This is a genomic window from Saccharothrix variisporea, assembly GCF_003634995.1.
Taxonomy (GTDB): domain Bacteria; phylum Actinomycetota; class Actinomycetes; order Mycobacteriales; family Pseudonocardiaceae; genus Actinosynnema; species Actinosynnema variisporeum.
This window is the reverse complement of record NZ_RBXR01000001.1, coordinates 7,081,965-7,096,437: the sequence shown is the minus strand read 5'-3', so window position 1 is coordinate 7,096,437 and position 14,473 is coordinate 7,081,965. Positions and strand designations below refer to the sequence as shown.

Annotated in this window: 15 protein-coding genes; 6 read left to right on the top strand and 9 right to left on the bottom strand. The window is 72.9% G+C overall.

What is annotated here, in order from left to right; genetic code table 11:
* Positions 1-32: 32 nt before the first annotated feature.
* Positions 33-1,205: an aminotransferase class V-fold PLP-dependent enzyme gene (locus DFJ66_RS32455; protein WP_121226896.1), complete on the bottom strand. Its 1,173-nt coding sequence runs from the start codon at positions 1,203-1,205 to the stop codon at positions 33-35.
* A gap of 48 nt (positions 1,206-1,253) precedes the next feature.
* Positions 1,254-2,801 carry an ABC transporter substrate-binding protein gene (locus DFJ66_RS32450; RefSeq protein WP_246029987.1) on the bottom strand — a complete coding sequence of 516 codons (1,548 nt, stop codon included), beginning with the start codon at positions 2,799-2,801 and terminating at the stop codon, positions 1,254-1,256.
* A gap of 29 nt (positions 2,802-2,830) precedes the next feature.
* On the opposite strand from DFJ66_RS32450, the gene DFJ66_RS32445 reads away from it, so the two are divergent.
* Both DFJ66_RS32445 and DFJ66_RS32440 read left to right on the top strand, forming a co-directional pair.
* Positions 2,831-3,604 (top strand): carbon-nitrogen hydrolase family protein, encoded by a 774-nt coding sequence (locus DFJ66_RS32445; protein ID WP_121226892.1) that lies wholly within the window; start codon positions 2,831-2,833, stop codon positions 3,602-3,604.
* Between the two features lie 127 nt (positions 3,605-3,731).
* Complete coding sequence (locus DFJ66_RS32440) at positions 3,732-4,538, top strand: DUF2382 domain-containing protein (protein WP_121226890.1); 807 nt, start codon at positions 3,732-3,734, stop codon at positions 4,536-4,538.
* Positions 4,539-4,665: 127 nt separating this feature from the next.
* Here DFJ66_RS32440 and nadC read toward each other — a convergent pair whose 3' ends face one another.
* From nadC to nadA, 3 genes are read right to left on the bottom strand one after another with little or no spacing between them, the layout of a single operon-like run.
* Positions 4,666-5,496 (bottom strand): carboxylating nicotinate-nucleotide diphosphorylase, encoded by an 831-nt coding sequence (gene nadC, locus DFJ66_RS32435; RefSeq protein ID WP_121226888.1) that lies wholly within the window; start codon positions 5,494-5,496, stop codon positions 4,666-4,668.
* A complete protein-coding gene (locus tag DFJ66_RS32430; protein ID WP_121226886.1) occupies positions 5,493-7,112 on the bottom strand; it encodes an L-aspartate oxidase in 1,620 nt (539 codons plus the stop codon). The genes nadC and DFJ66_RS32430 overlap by 4 nt, the downstream gene beginning before the upstream one ends.
* Entirely contained in the window at positions 7,109-8,128 is a 1,020-nt protein-coding gene (nadA, locus tag DFJ66_RS32425) for a quinolinate synthase NadA (RefSeq protein WP_121226884.1), read from the bottom strand. Before nadA ends, DFJ66_RS32430 begins: the two co-directional genes overlap by 4 nt.
* A 63-nt stretch (positions 8,129-8,191) precedes the next feature.
* Between nadA and DFJ66_RS32420 the strand changes: the two genes are divergently transcribed.
* The 4 genes from DFJ66_RS32420 to DFJ66_RS32405 all read left to right on the top strand — a co-directional run bounded on the left by DFJ66_RS32420 (position 8,192) and on the right by DFJ66_RS32405 (position 11,760).
* A complete protein-coding gene (locus DFJ66_RS32420; protein WP_121226882.1) occupies positions 8,192-8,881 on the top strand; it encodes an NUDIX hydrolase in 690 nt (229 codons plus the stop codon).
* Positions 8,878-9,546 carry an LON peptidase substrate-binding domain-containing protein gene (locus tag DFJ66_RS32415; RefSeq protein WP_121226880.1) on the top strand — a complete coding sequence of 223 codons (669 nt, stop codon included), beginning with the start codon at positions 8,878-8,880 and terminating at the stop codon, positions 9,544-9,546. Before DFJ66_RS32420 ends, DFJ66_RS32415 begins: the two co-directional genes overlap by 4 nt.
* Before the next feature lie 193 nt (positions 9,547-9,739).
* Positions 9,740-11,011: an MFS transporter gene (locus DFJ66_RS32410; protein WP_121226878.1), complete on the top strand. Its 1,272-nt coding sequence runs from the start codon at positions 9,740-9,742 to the stop codon at positions 11,009-11,011.
* Positions 11,008-11,760 (top strand): putative hydro-lyase, encoded by a 753-nt coding sequence (locus DFJ66_RS32405; protein WP_121226876.1) that lies wholly within the window; start codon positions 11,008-11,010, stop codon positions 11,758-11,760. The genes DFJ66_RS32410 and DFJ66_RS32405 overlap by 4 nt, the downstream gene beginning before the upstream one ends.
* Here the strand turns inward: DFJ66_RS32405 and DFJ66_RS32400 are convergent.
* The 4 genes from DFJ66_RS32400 to bioD all read right to left on the bottom strand — a co-directional run bounded on the left by DFJ66_RS32400 (position 11,757) and on the right by bioD (position 14,446).
* Positions 11,757-12,350 carry a DUF2567 domain-containing protein gene (locus DFJ66_RS32400; RefSeq protein ID WP_246029986.1) on the bottom strand — a complete coding sequence of 198 codons (594 nt, stop codon included), beginning with the start codon at positions 12,348-12,350 and terminating at the stop codon, positions 11,757-11,759. The two genes, DFJ66_RS32405 and DFJ66_RS32400, sit on opposite strands and share 4 nt — an antisense overlap.
* 80 nt (positions 12,351-12,430) lie before the next feature.
* Positions 12,431-12,625, bottom strand: a complete 195-nt coding sequence (gene bsaP, locus DFJ66_RS32395) for a biotin synthase auxiliary protein BsaP (RefSeq protein WP_121226874.1) — start codon at positions 12,623-12,625, stop codon at positions 12,431-12,433.
* The gene (bioB, locus tag DFJ66_RS32390; RefSeq protein WP_121226872.1) at positions 12,622-13,638 is read right to left on the bottom strand and encodes a biotin synthase BioB; all 1,017 of its coding nucleotides are present in this window, start codon (positions 13,636-13,638) and stop codon (positions 12,622-12,624) included. The genes bsaP and bioB overlap by 4 nt, the downstream gene beginning before the upstream one ends.
* 91 nt (positions 13,639-13,729) lie before the next feature.
* Positions 13,730-14,446: a dethiobiotin synthase gene (bioD, locus tag DFJ66_RS32385; RefSeq protein ID WP_121226870.1), complete on the bottom strand. Its 717-nt coding sequence runs from the start codon at positions 14,444-14,446 to the stop codon at positions 13,730-13,732.
* Positions 14,447-14,473 lie beyond the last annotated feature (27 nt).

Genomic DNA, 14,473 nt, shown 5'->3' with positions numbered 1-14,473 from the left:
GCTCAGGCCAGCGCCGCTCAGGCCAGCGCCGCTCAGGCCAGCTCGGCCACGACCTCCACCGCCCGGTCCACCTGCTCGGGCGAGACGAAGTAATGCGGCGACATCCGGACCACGCCCTCCAGCCCGCGCCGGGTCATGTCGATCCGGGTCGAGCTGAGGTGGCTGCTGGTGGCCACCACGTCGTGCCGCGCCAGGTGCTCCCGCACCGCACCGGCCTCGTGCCCCTCCACCGTGAACGTCACGATGCCGGACCGCTCGACCCCGAGGTCCCGCACCTCGACCCCCGGCAGCTCCCGCAGCCCGGCCCGCAGGCGCTCGGCCCGCGCGCGCACCTCGGCGGCGATCTCGTCGATGCCGAGGTCCAGCGCGTACCGAGCGGCGGCGATCAGCCCGAGCCGGTCGGCGATGCTGCACTCCCACAGCTCGTAGACCCGGGCGTCGGTGCGCAGCTCGATCTCGTCCGGGCCGGTCCACTCGCCGCTGTGCAGGTCCACCAGCCGAGGCCGCAGCCGGTCGCGGGCACTTCGGCGCACGACCAGGACACCGGTGCCCCGAGGACCGCGCAGCCACTTGCGGCCGGTGGCCGAGATGATGTCCACGTCCAGCTCGTCGGCGCGGACCGGCAGCTGGCCCAGGGACTGGCAGGCGTCCAGCAGAACCAGGGCACCGACGTCGTGCGCGGCCTTGGCGACCTCCCGAACGGGGTTGACCAGGCCGCCGTTGGTGGGCGCGTGGACCAGGGACACCAGCTTGACCCGCTCGTCCAGCAGGCCCGTCAGGGCGTCGACGTCCACCTGGCCGCGGGAGTCCGACGGGATGGTCACCACCTCGAAGCCGGCCTCGCGCGCCCGGTGCAGGATGGGGATCGCGTTGCCCCCGTATTCGACCTCGGTCACCAGCACCCGGTCGCCCCGGCCCAGCGGCACGGCGTCGAAGGCGGCCAGCCACGAGCGGGTCGCGCTGTCGGTGAAGGCGACCTCGTCCGCCTCGGCGCCCATGAGCCGCGCGAACACCTCGTACCCCGCCGCCAGGTCGTCCGCGCGCTCACGAGCGGCCACGTAACCGCCGATCTCGGCTTCCCGGCGCAGGTGGGAGATCACCTCGTCGAGCACCGGCCGGGGTGGCAGGGAGGAGCCCGCCGAGTCCAGGAAGACCCGTTCGGCGGCCCCCGGGGTGTCCTCGCGCACTGCGGCCAAGTCGATCACGGCGTCTCCCCCGGCGGTAGTGGTGTCATCCCACCTCTACCCGATCGACTAGCGGGGAGTCCACAGCTCGAGGTTCCACCACGGCCCCCAGGACAGGGCGCCGTGCGTGTACGGGTCCACGACCTCCTGGTACCCGGTCCAGTTCTCCCGCACCACGTACGTGTGCTGCACCGCCGCCACGACCACCATCGCGGGCGCGGCCAGGTACACGCGCTGCAACTGCCGGTACGCCGCCGCGCGCTGCGCCGGGTCCAGGAGGGTGCGGCCGGTGTCCAGCAGGGCGTCGACCTGCGGGTTCGTGTAGCCCCACGGGTTGCCGGTGTGCAGCGCCGGGTAGGTGGTCAGGTCGGGGTCGAACGGGGAGCCGCCGCCGTAGAGCAGGGCGTCCGCGCCCAGCCTCGGCGTGATGGCCTCCCAGCTCAGGCCGGCCAGCTGCACGTCCACGCCGACCGCCTTGGCCTCCGCCGCGAACGCCGTCGCCAGGTCCGCCCGCACCACGTCGCCGGTCGGGAACATGAGCGTGAACCGGGCGGGCACGCCGTCCCGCGCGCGCAGGCCGTCCGCGCCGCGCACCCAGCCCGCCTGGTCCAGCAGCAGCTCGGCCTGCGCCTTGTCGTAGGGGAACACGGCGGTCGGGTCGTAGTACTCCGGCAGCGTGTCCGGGATCGGCGTGCTGGCCGGAGAACCCTTGCCGCCCAACAGGTTGTCCACGATCCCCTTGCGGTTCACGGCGTGGTTCAACGCCATCCGCAGCGCCGGGTCGCCGGTCACGGGACCGGCGGGCAGGGTGATGCCGCGCAGGTCGGTGGACCGGTGGGTGACCACGCGCATCCCGCCGGTGCCGGTGAAGCCGGACGCCAGCCGGGGCGGCAGCTCGGCGCCGTCGAACTCGCCCGCCTGCAACCGCTGGGCCCGCGTGTTGTCGTCGGCCACGAACACCACGGTCAGCTTGCGGATCTTGGGTTCCCCGCCGAAGTGGGCCGGGTTGGACTCGAGCACCATCCGGTCGCCCTTGCGCCAGTCGGCGAGCTTGTACGGGCCGGTGCCGATCGGCTTGACGTCCTTCAGCGCGACCCCGGCCAGCGCCTCGCTGGGCAGGACGCCGAGCACGAGCTGGTGCGGGAATGCCGCCCACGGCTTGGCCAGCGCGAACCGGACGGTGTGGACGTCGAGCTGCTCGACGCCGGTGAGCACGGGGAACGCCGAGCGCTCGGTCGCGCCCAGCGCCGGGTCCAGCAGGGCGCGGTAGGTGGCGACGACGTCCTCGGGGCCGAAGGTCGTGCCGTCGGTGAACTTCACGTCGTCGCGCAGCCGCACGGTCCAGGTCAGGCCGTCCGCGGAGGGCTGCGGCAGGTCGGCGGCCAGCCGGGGCCGCAGCGTGCGGTCCGCGCGGTGCTCGACCAGGCCGTCGTAGAGCTTGGAGACGCCGTCGCGGCCGTAGCCCAGCAACGGGTTGAGCGTGGTGGGCTCGGTGGCGTCGGCCAGCACGATCGAGCTGCCGTCCGCGGTGCCCTCGGCGCTCGGTGTCGTCGACCCCGTGCACCCGGCGGTGGCGAGGACGGCGACTAGTACGAGCGGGGGCAACAGGGAGCGCACGAGACCCGACACTACCTAGAGTGGGTGCCATGCGTGTCGCGCTCTGCCAGATCAACTCCTCCGCCGACCCGACCGCCAACCTCGACCTGGTCCGGGCCGGTGTGGCGCAGGCCGCCGGCGCGCGGGTCGTGGTGTTCCCGGAGGCGACGATGTGCCGGTTCGGCGTGCCGCTGGGACCGGTCGCCGAGCCCCTCGACGGGCCGTGGGCCACCGCCGTGCGGGAGATCGCGGACGAGGCCGGCGTGGTCGTGGTGGCGGGGATGTTCACGCCCTCCCCGGACGGCCGGGTCGCCAACACGCTGCTGGTGACCGGCGGCGGGCTGCACGTGGGCTACGACAAGATCCACCTCTACGACGCCTTCGGGTTCGAGGAGTCCCGCACGGTCGCGCCCGGGTCCAAGCCGGTCGTGGTCGAGGTGGACGGCGTGACGCTGGGCCTGGCCACCTGCTACGACGTGCGCTTCCCGGAGCTGTTCCGGGCGCTGGCCGACCAGGGCGCGGCGGCGGTGCTGGTGTGCGCGTCCTGGGGCGCGGGACCGGGCAAGCGGGAGCAGTGGGAGCTGCTGGTGCGGGCGCGGGCGCTGGACTGCACGTCGTGGGTGCTGGCGTGCGGGCAGGCCGACCCCGGGGAGGACTTCGGCGGCGCGCCGACCGGTGTGGGGTTCAGCACGGTCGTGTCGCCGCTGGGCGCGGTGGTCGGTCAGCTGGGCGGTGAGCCGGGCGTGCTGGTCGCGGACGTGGACGTGCCGGCGGTGGAAGAGGCCCGACGCGCACTCCCCGTGTTGGCCAACCGGCGGCTCTGAGCCGCCCTGAGGGACGCGAATCACTTTCGAGGGAGCTTCACCCCACGTCCGAGTGAGAGGCCGTGGGTCGGTCCAGGTCACGGGCAACCCGACTGTCGCAGCACAGGACCATGCGAAGGGTGAACTCATGATCAACCAGGCGGAAGTGGACCGGCTGTACGACTGCGACGTGCTCGACGCCCACGGTGAGCGGATCGGGTCGGTCAAGCAGGTGTGGCTCGACGACCGGGACGGCCGCCCCATGTGGGCCTCCGTGCACACCGGCCTGCTCGGCATGAAGGAATCGTTCGTGCCCATCCAGGACGCGACGATCGACCAGGGCCACATCCTGGTGCCGGTCGAGAAGCAGCAGGTCAAGGACGCGCCGCGGATCGACACCGAAGACCAGCACATGTCCGACGAGCAGCAGGAACGGCTCTACCGGCACTACGGGATGATCCCGGGCGTCCGGTCCGGCGACCACGACAAGCTCCAGGGCAAGCACGCCACCCGCGGCCGCGAGTCGATGGCGGGCAAGCTGACCGACGAGCGCGCGGCCCGCGACCGGGGCGACTCCGTCACCCGGTACGAGGAGCAGCTGGACGTCGGCACGCGGGACGTCGAGGCCGGCCGGGTGCGGCTGGTGAAGCACACCGTGACCGAGCAGAAGGACGTCTCCGTGCCGGTGACGCACGAAGAGGTCCGGGTGGTGCGCGAGCCCGCCGACGGGCCCGACGGCAGCCGTCCGTTCGCGGACGAGGAGGCCGAGGTCACGCTGCGCCGGCAGGAGCCCGTGGTGGACAAGCACGCCGAGGCCGTCGAGCGGGTCCGGCTGGAGAAGGAGGCCGTGACCGAGCAGCAGAAGGTGCGCGGCGAGGTCCGCAAGGAGGAGGTCGACGTCCAGCACCCGCAGGGCCGCGTCCCGCGCGACCCGCGGAACCCGGGCAACCGCTGACCAGACTCGTGGCGGCGGTCCGCACCGACCGCGTGCCGCACCCGGCTCGGCGGTCTCCACGCGACCGTCCGAGCCGGTGGGTGGCGGCCTGCGCACCGGGCCGGGCCGCCGCCCACCGTTCAGCGGGTCAGCGCAGGTCCATGCCGAGGTCGAGGGCCGGGGCGGAGTGGGTCAGCCCGCCGACCGCCAGGTAGTCCACGCCGGTCTCGGCGTAGGCCCGCGCCACGTCCAGGGTCAGCCCACCGGACGCCTCCAGTGCGACGCCCCCTGCCCGACGCACCGCCTCCGCGCACTCGGCGACGGTGAAGTTGTCCAGCAGCACCAGTTCCGCGCCCTCGGCCACGGCCTCGTCCAACTGCTCCAGCGAGTCCACCTCGACCTCGCACGGCAGGTGCGGAGCGTGCGCCCGGACCGCGGCCAGCGCCGCGCGCACGGACCCGGCCGCCTGGACGTGGTTGTCCTTGATCAGCACGGCGTCCCCGAGGCCCAGCCGGTGGTTCACGCCGCCGCCGCAGCGCACGGCGTACTTCTCCAGCAGCCGCAACCCCGGCAGGGTCTTGCGGGAGTCCCGCACGCGCGCCTTCGTGCCCTCGATCTCGTGCACCCACGCGGCGGTGAGCGTGGCGATGCCGGACAGGTGGCACAGCAGGTTCAACGCCGTGCGCTCGGCGGTGAGCAGGCCGCGCACCGGTCCGCGCACGACCAGCGCGGGCTCGCCGGGCACCGCCTTGTCGCCGTCCTCGCGCCGGTCGAGCACCTCGACGTCGAGGACCTCCTCGAACACCGCCACCGCCACCGGGATGCCCGCGAGCACCCCGGCCGCGCGCGGCGTCAACTCGGCCACGGCCACGGCGTCCGCGGGCACGGTGGCCTCCGTCGTCGCGTCCGGGCCGTAGCGCAGGTCCTCGGCCAGCGCCGTGGAGATCACGCGGCGCACGTCGTCCATGTCGAGCGTCATGCCACTCCCCTCGCCGTGGTGACCGGGTCGGCCAGCACGGGCTGCCCGGTCGGGGTGAGCCGGACGACCTGGCTGCGCCGCCAGTTCACGTCGTCCCGCTGCGGGTAGTCGGTGCGCACGTGGCAACCGCGCGACTCCCGGCGCTCGGCCGCCGCCGCGATGAGCGCGCGGGCCGCCACGGTGAGCGCCGCGTCCTCCACCAGTTCGCGCGTGTCCAGCCGACGGTCCACAGTGGACAGGTCGAGCACCGAGCCGACGACGGCCAGGCCCTCGGCGTCCCGGCCGATGGCCGCGTACCGGCTCATGACGCGCTGCAACGCGTCCCGGTCGGCGACGGGCGCGATCGGCAGTTCGGCCGTGCCGGTGCAGCGGGCCAGCAGGCCCAGCGCGAGGTCGCTCGCGACCGCCTCGGCCGCGCGCGTGCCCACGACCAGGCCTTCCAGCAAGCTGTTGGACGCCAGCCGGTTCGCGCCGTGCAGCCCGGTCCGGGCCACCTCGCCGGCCGCGTACAGGCCGGTCACGCCGGTGCGTCCGTCCACATCGGACACCACGCCGCCGCACGCGAAGTGCGCCGCCGGGGCCACCGGGATCGGGTCGGTCGCCGGGTCGATGCCCGCCGCGACGCAGGCCGCGTGCACGGTCGGGAACCGCCGGGCGAAGTCGGAGATGCCGGTGGCGTCGAGGAAGACGTGGTCGTCGATGCCGCCCGGCGCACCAGCCATGTGCCGGGTGATCGCCGCCGCCACCACATCGCGCGGCGCCAGGTCCTCCAGCGGGTGCACACCGCGCATCACGCGCGCGCCGGTCGCGTCGACCAGCACCGCGCCCTCGCCGCGCACCGCCTCGGTGACCAGCGGGCACCGGCCGCGGGCGCCGCGCCCGGTGTAGAGCACGGTCGGGTGGAACTGCACGAACTCCACGTCCGCCGCCGCCGCGCCGGCCCGCAGCGCGAGCGCGAGCCCGTCGCCGGTGGCCACCTCGGGGTTGGAGGTCGCCTGGTAGAGCTGCCCCAGTCCGCCGCTGGCCAGCAGCACGGCCGGCGCGGTCAACACGCCCGGCACCCCGCCGCCGTCGAGCACCAGCAGCCCGCACACCTGACCCAGCGGCGTGCGCACGGCGTCCACCGCGATGTGGTTCTCCAGCACGGGCACCCGCCCGTCCCGGGCCGCCGCGAGCAACGCCCGCTCGACCTCGGCGCCGGTCGCGTCGCCGCCCGCGTGCACGACCCGGAACGCGGTGTGCCCGCCCTCGCGGGTCCGCGCGAGCCGACCGTCCACACCGGAGTCGAACACCGCGCCGCGTTCCCGCAGCCGCGCCACGGCCGCCGGTCCGTCGCTGATGATCGCCCGCACGGCGTCCTCGTCGCACAGCCCCGCGCCCGCGACGAGCGTGTCCCGGACGTGCGCTTCGACGGTGTCGCCTTCGTCGTGCTCACCGGGCAGGACGACGGCCACGCCGCCCTGCGCCCACCGGGTGTTGCCGTCCGCCTGCTCGGCCTTGGTGACGACCAGGACCCGAAGTCCCAGCTCACGCGCCCGCAACGCCGCCGTCAACCCGGCGACCCCGGTGCCCACGACCACGAGGTCCGCGCGGGCCTCCCACACGGGGGTGTTCACTCGCCGCCGCCGGGCTGCCCGATCTCGATCATCCGCTGCACGGCGCCCTGCGCCCGCTTGGCGGTCTCGAGGTCCACGAACACCTCGTCCTTGCCCTCGCGCAGGCAGCGCAGCAGGGCGGCCGGGGTGATCATCTTCATGTACCGGCAGGAGGCGCGGTCGTTCACCGCGCGGAAGTCGATCTCCGGCGCGGCCCGGCGCAGCTGGTGCAGCATCCCGATCTCGGTCGCCACCAGCACCGACTTCGCGCTGGTCCGGCGCGCGGCGGTGATCATGTCGCCGGTCGAGAGGATCTTCACCTTCTCCGCCGGGACGGTGCCCTCGCCCGCCAGGTACAGCGCCGAGGTGGCGCACCCGCACTCGGGGTGGATGAACAGGTCGGCGTCCGGGTTGGCCGCCGCGCGCTCGGCCAGCTCGGGGCCGTTGATGCCCGCGTGGACGTGGCACTCGCCCGCCCAGATGTGCAGGTTGTCCCGGCCGGTCTCGCGCTTGACGTGCGCGCCGAGGAACTGGTCGGGCAGGAACAGCACCTCGCGGTCGGCCGGGATGGACCGCACGACGTCCACGGCGTTCGAGGACGTGCAGCAGATGTCGGTCTCGGCCTTCACCTCGGCGGTCGTGTTCACGTAGGACACGACGACCGCACCCGGGTGCTCGGCCTTCCACGCCCGCAGCTGCTCACCGGTGATCGAGTCGGCCAGCGAGCAGCCGGCGCGCTCGTCCGGGATGAGCACGGTCTTGTGGGGAGCCAGGATCTTCGCGGTCTCGGCCATGAAGTGCACGCCGCAGAACACGATGGTCGACGCGTCGCTGGCCGCCGCGATGCGGCTGAGCGCCAGCGAGTCACCGGTGTGGTGGGCGATGTCCTGGATCTCGGGGAGCTGGTAGTTGTGCGCGAGGATCACGGCGTCCTGCTTGCGCGCCAGTTCCAGCACCTCGTCCCGCCACGCGGCGTCCGGCGCGATGCCGTCGTACGCACCGTCCGAGGTTCGCTCCACGTAGGCGGTAGCGACCATGACTTCCTCCTTGAGCCAGGTTTTCGCCTTCCGGGCGAAAACGTGGCCGATAGTATCAGCCGAGTGGGTCTCGCGGGACATGAGGTACTGGCCGCAGTGCTCCAGGTGAGAGACGGATCACTCCAGGTCATGCTGTGGGAGCGCGCGCGGGAACCGCACGCTCACCGCTGGTCACTGCCCGGCGGCGGTCTCGGCGACGACGAGGACGTCGAGGAGTCGATCCGCCGCCAGCTCGCCGAGAAGGTGGACGTGAGACAGCTCTCCCACGTCGAGCAGCTGGCGGTCTTCAGCGCGCCGTCCCGGGTGCCCGGTCCCCGCGTGGTGGCCACGGCGTTCGTGGGCCTGGTGCCGTCCGACATCGACCCCGTGGTGCCTTCGGACACCGCGTGGCACCCCGTGGACGCCCTGCCGCCGACCGCGTTCGACCACGAGGCGATCATCCGGCGAGCCCGGCACCGGCTCGCGTCCAAACTGTCCTACACGAACCTCGGCTTCGCCCTGGCGCCACCGTCGTTCACGATCTCGGCCCTGCGGTCGCTGTACTCGGCGGCGCTGGGCTACAAGGTGTCCGCGACCAACCTCCAGCGCGTGCTGTCCCGCCGAGGACTCCTGGAGCCGACCGGCGGCGTGGCTCCGGTGGGGCCGTCCGGTGGTCGCCCGGCCGCGCTGTTCCGGTTCGTGTCGCGGGAGATGCGGGTCACCGATCCGTTCGCCGTGCTGCGACCCCCGGCCGGCCGTAGTTTGGGCATGTGACGACGACGCTCCCGCTGTTCCCCCTGGGCACCGTGCTGCTGCCGGGGACGTCGCTGCCACTGCACGTGTTCGAGCCGCGGTACCGGCAGCTGACCGTGGACCTGATGACCGGCGAGCTGCCCGACCGCAGCTTCGGCGTCGTCGCGATCCGCCAGGGTTGGGAGGTCGGCCCCGGCAACGCCACCGCCCTGCACACGGTCGGCTGCGAGGCTCTGCTGCACGACGCGAAGCCGTTGCCGGACGGCCGTTTCGACCTGTCGTGCCAAGGCGGGCGGCGGTTCAAGCTGGTGTCGGTGGACACGGAGAGCGCGCCGTACCTGATGGGCACGGTGGAGTGGGTGGACGACGTCGCGTCGCCGCCCGAGGTGGCCGAGATGCTGCCGCTGTTGGAGGAACGCGCGCGGGCGGCGTTCAGCCGGTACCGGAGGGCGGCGTTCGAGGACGACCCGGTGGTGGAGTCCCCGGCGGAGGCCCTGGCGTACTGCCTGGCCAACGACTGCCTGCTGACCCTGGAGGACCGGCAGCGCTTGCTGGAGGAGCGGTCCGAGGCGCGGCGGCTGCGCATGGTGCGGCGGGCGATGCACCGCGAGGCGGGGATCATCACGGCCCTGCACGCGGTCCCGGCCCCGCTAGCCGAACTGGGCCACCTCCCCCACCGCAACTGACCCGAGCCACAGCCGGACGGCTGTCCCGACTCCCCGCTACTCGGCACCCCGAACGACCCCGGACACCCGAGGCCGTCGTCGAGGCGTGCCCGCCGACCTGCGTGTTGATTAATCCCATTGCCCCCTAGTGGGATTGTTCAACAATCCTCTACGGTGTGGGGCAGCGCACACCCCCGAGCCTGCGAGGTGAGAGATGAGCAGCCGCACCACGCACACCCCCAGCACCACCGACACACCCGACACCGGCGGTGCGTTCGCCTGGTACCGCACCCTCGGCCAGAAGGGCAAACGCGCCTTCGTCGGCGCGGCCGGCGGCTGGGGCCTGGACTCCTACGACTTCCAGGTCCTCCCCCTCGGCCTGGTCGCCATCTCCGCCTACTTCGGCATCTCCACCGGCCAGGCCGGCCTCCTGACCACGGTCACCCTCCTGGTCAGCGCCCTGGGCGGCGTCATCGCGGGCATCATGGCCGACCGGATCGGGCGCGTCCGCACGCTGATGATCACGGTCGTCACCTACGCGATCTTCACCGTCCTGTGCGGCTTCGCGACCAGCTACGAAACCCTCCTCGTCTTCCGCGCCCTCCAGGGCCTGGGCTTCGGCGGCGAGTGGGCGGCGGGCGCGATCCTGGTCGCCGAGTACTGCAAGCCCCGGTACCGGGGGCGCGCGGTCGCGTTCGTGCAGAGCAGTTGGGCGGTCGGCTGGGGGCTCGCGGTCCTCGTCTACACCCTCGTGTTCAACCTGTTCCCGCAGGACATCGCCTGGCGCGTCCTGTTCTGGACCGGCGCGCTCCCGGCCGTGCTGCTCATCTACCTCCGCCGCAGCGTCGAGGACGCCCCGCAAGCCGCACACCGCGAGCGCGCCAAGAACACCTTCACCGCCATCTTCCGCCGCGGCACCTTCAAGACCACCTTCTTCGCCGCCCTCCTCGCGACCGGCGTCCAGGGCGGCTACTACACCCTCGCCACGTGGCTGCCGACCTACCTCAAGAAGGAACGCGACCTCACCGTCATCGGCACCGGCGGCTACCTGGCGTTCCTGATCTCCGGCGCGTTCATCGGCTACGTGACCGGCGGCTACGTGACGGACTGGTTGGGCCGCAAGAAGACCTTCGCCCTGTTCGCCTTCCTGTCCGCGGTCCTGATCGTGCTCTACACGCAGATCCCCGAGGGCGCGAACACGGTGATCCTGTTCCTCGGCTTCCCGCTCGGGTTCTGCATGTCGGCGATCTTCAGCGGCTTCGGGTCGTTCCTCGCCGAGCTCTACCCGACGGCCCTGCGCGGCACCGGCCAGGGCTTCACCTACAACTTCGGCCGCGCGGTCGGCGCGCTGTTCCCCGCGCTGGTCGGGTTCATGGCGAGCACGATGGGCGTCGGCGGCGCGATGGTCTTCGGCGCGATCGCGTACGGGGTCGCGGTCCTCGCTCTGCTCGGCCTGCCGGAGACGCGCGGGAGGGAACTGGCATGACGCCCGAGGAGGTCCGGCGGACGGCCACGGGACCGACCGCCGGCCTCGCTCCCGGCTACGCCCAGGCCAACCTGATCGCGGTCCCGCTGGACTGGGCGTACGACGTCCTGCTGTTCACCCAACGCAACCCCAAGCCGTGCCCTGTCCTGGACGTCACCGACCCGGGCGCGACGACCACCGTCCTGGCCGACCACGCGGACCTGCGCCGGGACGTCCCCCGCTACCGCGTCTGGGAACACGGCACCCTGACCGCCGAACCCGCCGACGCCACACCGTTCTGGCGCGACGACCTGGTGGCGTTCCTGATCGGGTGCAGCTTCACCTTCGAGTCGGCCCTGACCCGCGCCGGCGTCCCCCTGCGGTACGTGGACCAGGGCCGGAACGTCCCGATGTACGTCACCAACCGACCGTGCCGCCCAGCCGGCCGCATCCGCGGCCCCCTGGTGGTCAGCATGCGCTACATCCCCGCGAGCCTGGTCGACACAGCCCGAGCCACCACCGCCCGCATGCCCGCCGTCCACGGCGCCCCAGTGCACACCGGCAACCCCGCGGACCTGGGCATCAGGGACCTGGACACCCCGGACTTCGGCGACCCGACCACCCCGGAACCCGGCGACGTCCCGGTCTTCTGGGCGTGCGGGGTAACCCCCCAAGCAGCGGTGATGGCCTCGAAACCACCCTTCGCGATCACCCACGCCCCGGGCCACATGTTCGTGACCGACGTCCGGGACGACCACTACACGATCTAGCCCAACCGCCGACCCAGGTCGTCCAGACCGTTCCACGCCGCAAGACAGCCGTAAGCCAGTGCCGTGCCCAAGGGCCAAGCCAACAGCCCCCACCACGTCTCCAGAACGGGGGCCAGCATGATCGCGTCCCCCACCTTGGGCGCGGCACCGAGCGCATACCGGCTACCGGCCGACCCGATCCCGGTCCGCTGCCCCAGGTAAGCCGCCAGGACACCGCCACCGGTGGCGGCCAGCATCACCACGGGACCGCGGCGTTCGCGCAGCAGCCACACCGCGATGCCGGTCAGCAGCCCCATCCCGAGCCCCATCAGGACGAACACCATCAGGCCGTCCAACCGGTGGTAGCTCTCCCCGGTCACCGGCACCAACGCGCCGTCCTGCGCCACGACCACGTGCTGCGGCGGCGCCAGCCGGGCCCACACCCACCCCACCGGCAGTCCCAGCAGGGCGATCGTGGACAGCACCGCGAACCCGGGCAGCAGGTCGCGCTTCACCACGACCTTCGGCCTGGGCGGCAGGTACCGGTAGACGAAGACAGGCGGCACGCGCACCGGGGCGGCGCGCTGGTCCACCGGTTGTTCCGCCACCACGCACGACCTCCCTGACCGGACGACCCGACGCAGGGCAGGTTACCGCGCGTGCGTACAACCTTCGTGACGAGGAGACCGGGTCAGCCCGAGGTGATCTCACCGTGCCGGCTGCACGTGGCGGTCCAGCCGGACGGCGTCACCTGCACGACCATCCGCCGGGCGCACGCCGAGCAGAACCTCGGCGGGTCGATCACGCGCAGGCGCTTCGCGCACGCCGAGTGGTCGACCTCGCCCAACTCCTTGCCGCAGTAGCCGCAGAACACCACCGTCGTCACAGCGTCTTGCTCAGTTCCTTGATCGGCATGGACAGCTCGTCCAGCATGTCCAGGTCCTCCTGCGCCGGCCGGCCGAGGTTGGTCAGGTAGTTGCCGACGATGATCGCGTTGACCCCGCCGAGCATGCCCTGCTTGGCGCCCAGGTCGCCGAAGGTCAGCTCACGGCCGCCCGCGAAGCGCAGGATCGTGCGGGGCAGGGCCAGGCGGAACGCGCCGACGGTCTTGAGCGCCTCCGTGCCCTCGACCACCGGGTAGTTCTCGTACGGGGTGCCCGGGTTGGGGATGAGGAAGTTCAGCGGCACCTCGTCGGGCTCCAGGGCCGCGAGCTGCACGGCGAACTCGGCGCGCTGCGCCAGCGTCTCGCCCATGCCGATGATGCCGCCGCAGCACACCTCCATGCCCGCCTCGCGCACCATCTTCAGCGTGTCCCACCGCTCCTCCCAGGAGTGGGTGGTGACGACGTTGGGGAAGTGCGAGCGCGCGGTCTCCAGGTTGTGGTTGTAGCGGTGGACGCCCATCTCCACCAGCTCGTCCACCTGCTCCTGGGTCAGCATGCCCAGCGAGCACGCGATCTGGATGTCGTTGCCGTCCTCGCGGATGGCCTTGATGCCGTCGCGGACCTGGGACAGCAGGCGCTTGTCCGGGCCGCGCACGGCGGCGACGATGCAGAACTCGGTGGCGCCGGTGTCGCGGGTCTGGCGGGCGGCGCGGACCAGGCCGGGGATGTCCAGCCACGCCGAGCGCACCGGCGAGGGGAACTGGCCGGACTGCGAGCAGAAGTGGCAGTCCTCGGGGCAGCCGCCGGTCTTGAGCGACACGATGCCCTCGACCTCGACCTCCGGTCCGCACCAGCGCATGCGGACCTGGTGGGCCAGCTCCAGCAGCTCCGGGATGCGGTCGTCGTCCAGGGAGAGCACGGCGAGGACCTGCTCCTCGGACAGCCCGACTCCGCGCTCCAGCACCTGCTCGCGCGCGGCACCGAGGACATCGACCTGTTCGGGGGCTGCGGTCACGGGGATCTCCAGGGGTTCTCCGGCATTGGTCCGGCGGTCAGTCTGCCGCACACCCGCGCGCCCGACCCAGCGACGTACGTCACTGACACGGTCAACACACGTGCGGCGCGGCGAACTTCTCCGGGTCGAACGTGCCCCCGAACCACGGCGACAGCCCGTCGCGGGCGACCGCCAGGAACTCGTCCCGGCCCAGGCCGCCGACGCCGTCGGGCAGCACGCCCAGCAGGGGCGCGCCGGCCGCCTCCGGCAGGTCGAGCAGGTTGCACCGGGACGCGAGGTCGGGTTCGGCGGGCCAGCGCCCGATCACCACGCCCACCGACTCCAGGCCGCGGCGCAGCAGGGCTTCGGCGGTCAGCGCGGTCGTGTTCAGGGTGCCCAGGGCGGCGTGCGCGACGACCAGGACGGGCGCGTTCAACGCCCACGCCGCGTCGGCGATGGTGGTGCCCTCGTCGTCGAACCGGACCAGCAGCCCGCCCGCGCCCTCCACGAGGACCAGGTCATGCGTCTCGTCCAGCTCCACGGCCGCCGCCGCCACCTCGCTGGGGTGCACGCGGGGCAGCCCGGACCGGCGCGCGGCCGTCGCGGGTGCCAGGGGCTCGGGGTAGCGGCGCAGCTCACGGGTGGTGACGGGGCCCGCGAGGCGGACCACGTCGGCCAGGTCACCGGGCTCGCCGTCCGCGACCCCGGTCTGCGCGGGCTTCAGCACGGCGACCCGGCGCCCGTCGGCGACCGCGAGGGCGGCCAGGGCGGCGACGGTCACCGTCTTGCCGACCTCGGTGCCCGTACCGGTGATCACGAGGACGCTCACGGGTGCTCACCCTACGACTGCACGCAC

Coding starts and splice junctions, on each gene's coding strand:
- DFJ66_RS32440 (WP_121226890.1), top strand. CDS start 3,732: ATGATCAACCAGGCGGAAGTGGACCGGCTGTACGACTGCGACGTGCTC.
- DFJ66_RS32405 (WP_121226876.1), top strand. CDS start 11,008: ATGACGCCCGAGGAGGTCCGGCGGACGGCCACGGGACCGACCGCCGGC.
- DFJ66_RS32410 (WP_121226878.1), top strand. CDS start 9,740: ATGAGCAGCCGCACCACGCACACCCCCAGCACCACCGACACACCCGAC.
- DFJ66_RS32445 (WP_121226892.1), top strand. CDS start 2,831: ATGCGTGTCGCGCTCTGCCAGATCAACTCCTCCGCCGACCCGACCGCC.
- nadA (WP_121226884.1), bottom strand. CDS start 8,128: ATGGTCGCTACCGCCTACGTGGAGCGAACCTCGGACGGTGCGTACGAC.
- nadC (WP_121226888.1), bottom strand. CDS start 5,496: ATGACGCTCGACATGGACGACGTGCGCCGCGTGATCTCCACGGCGCTG.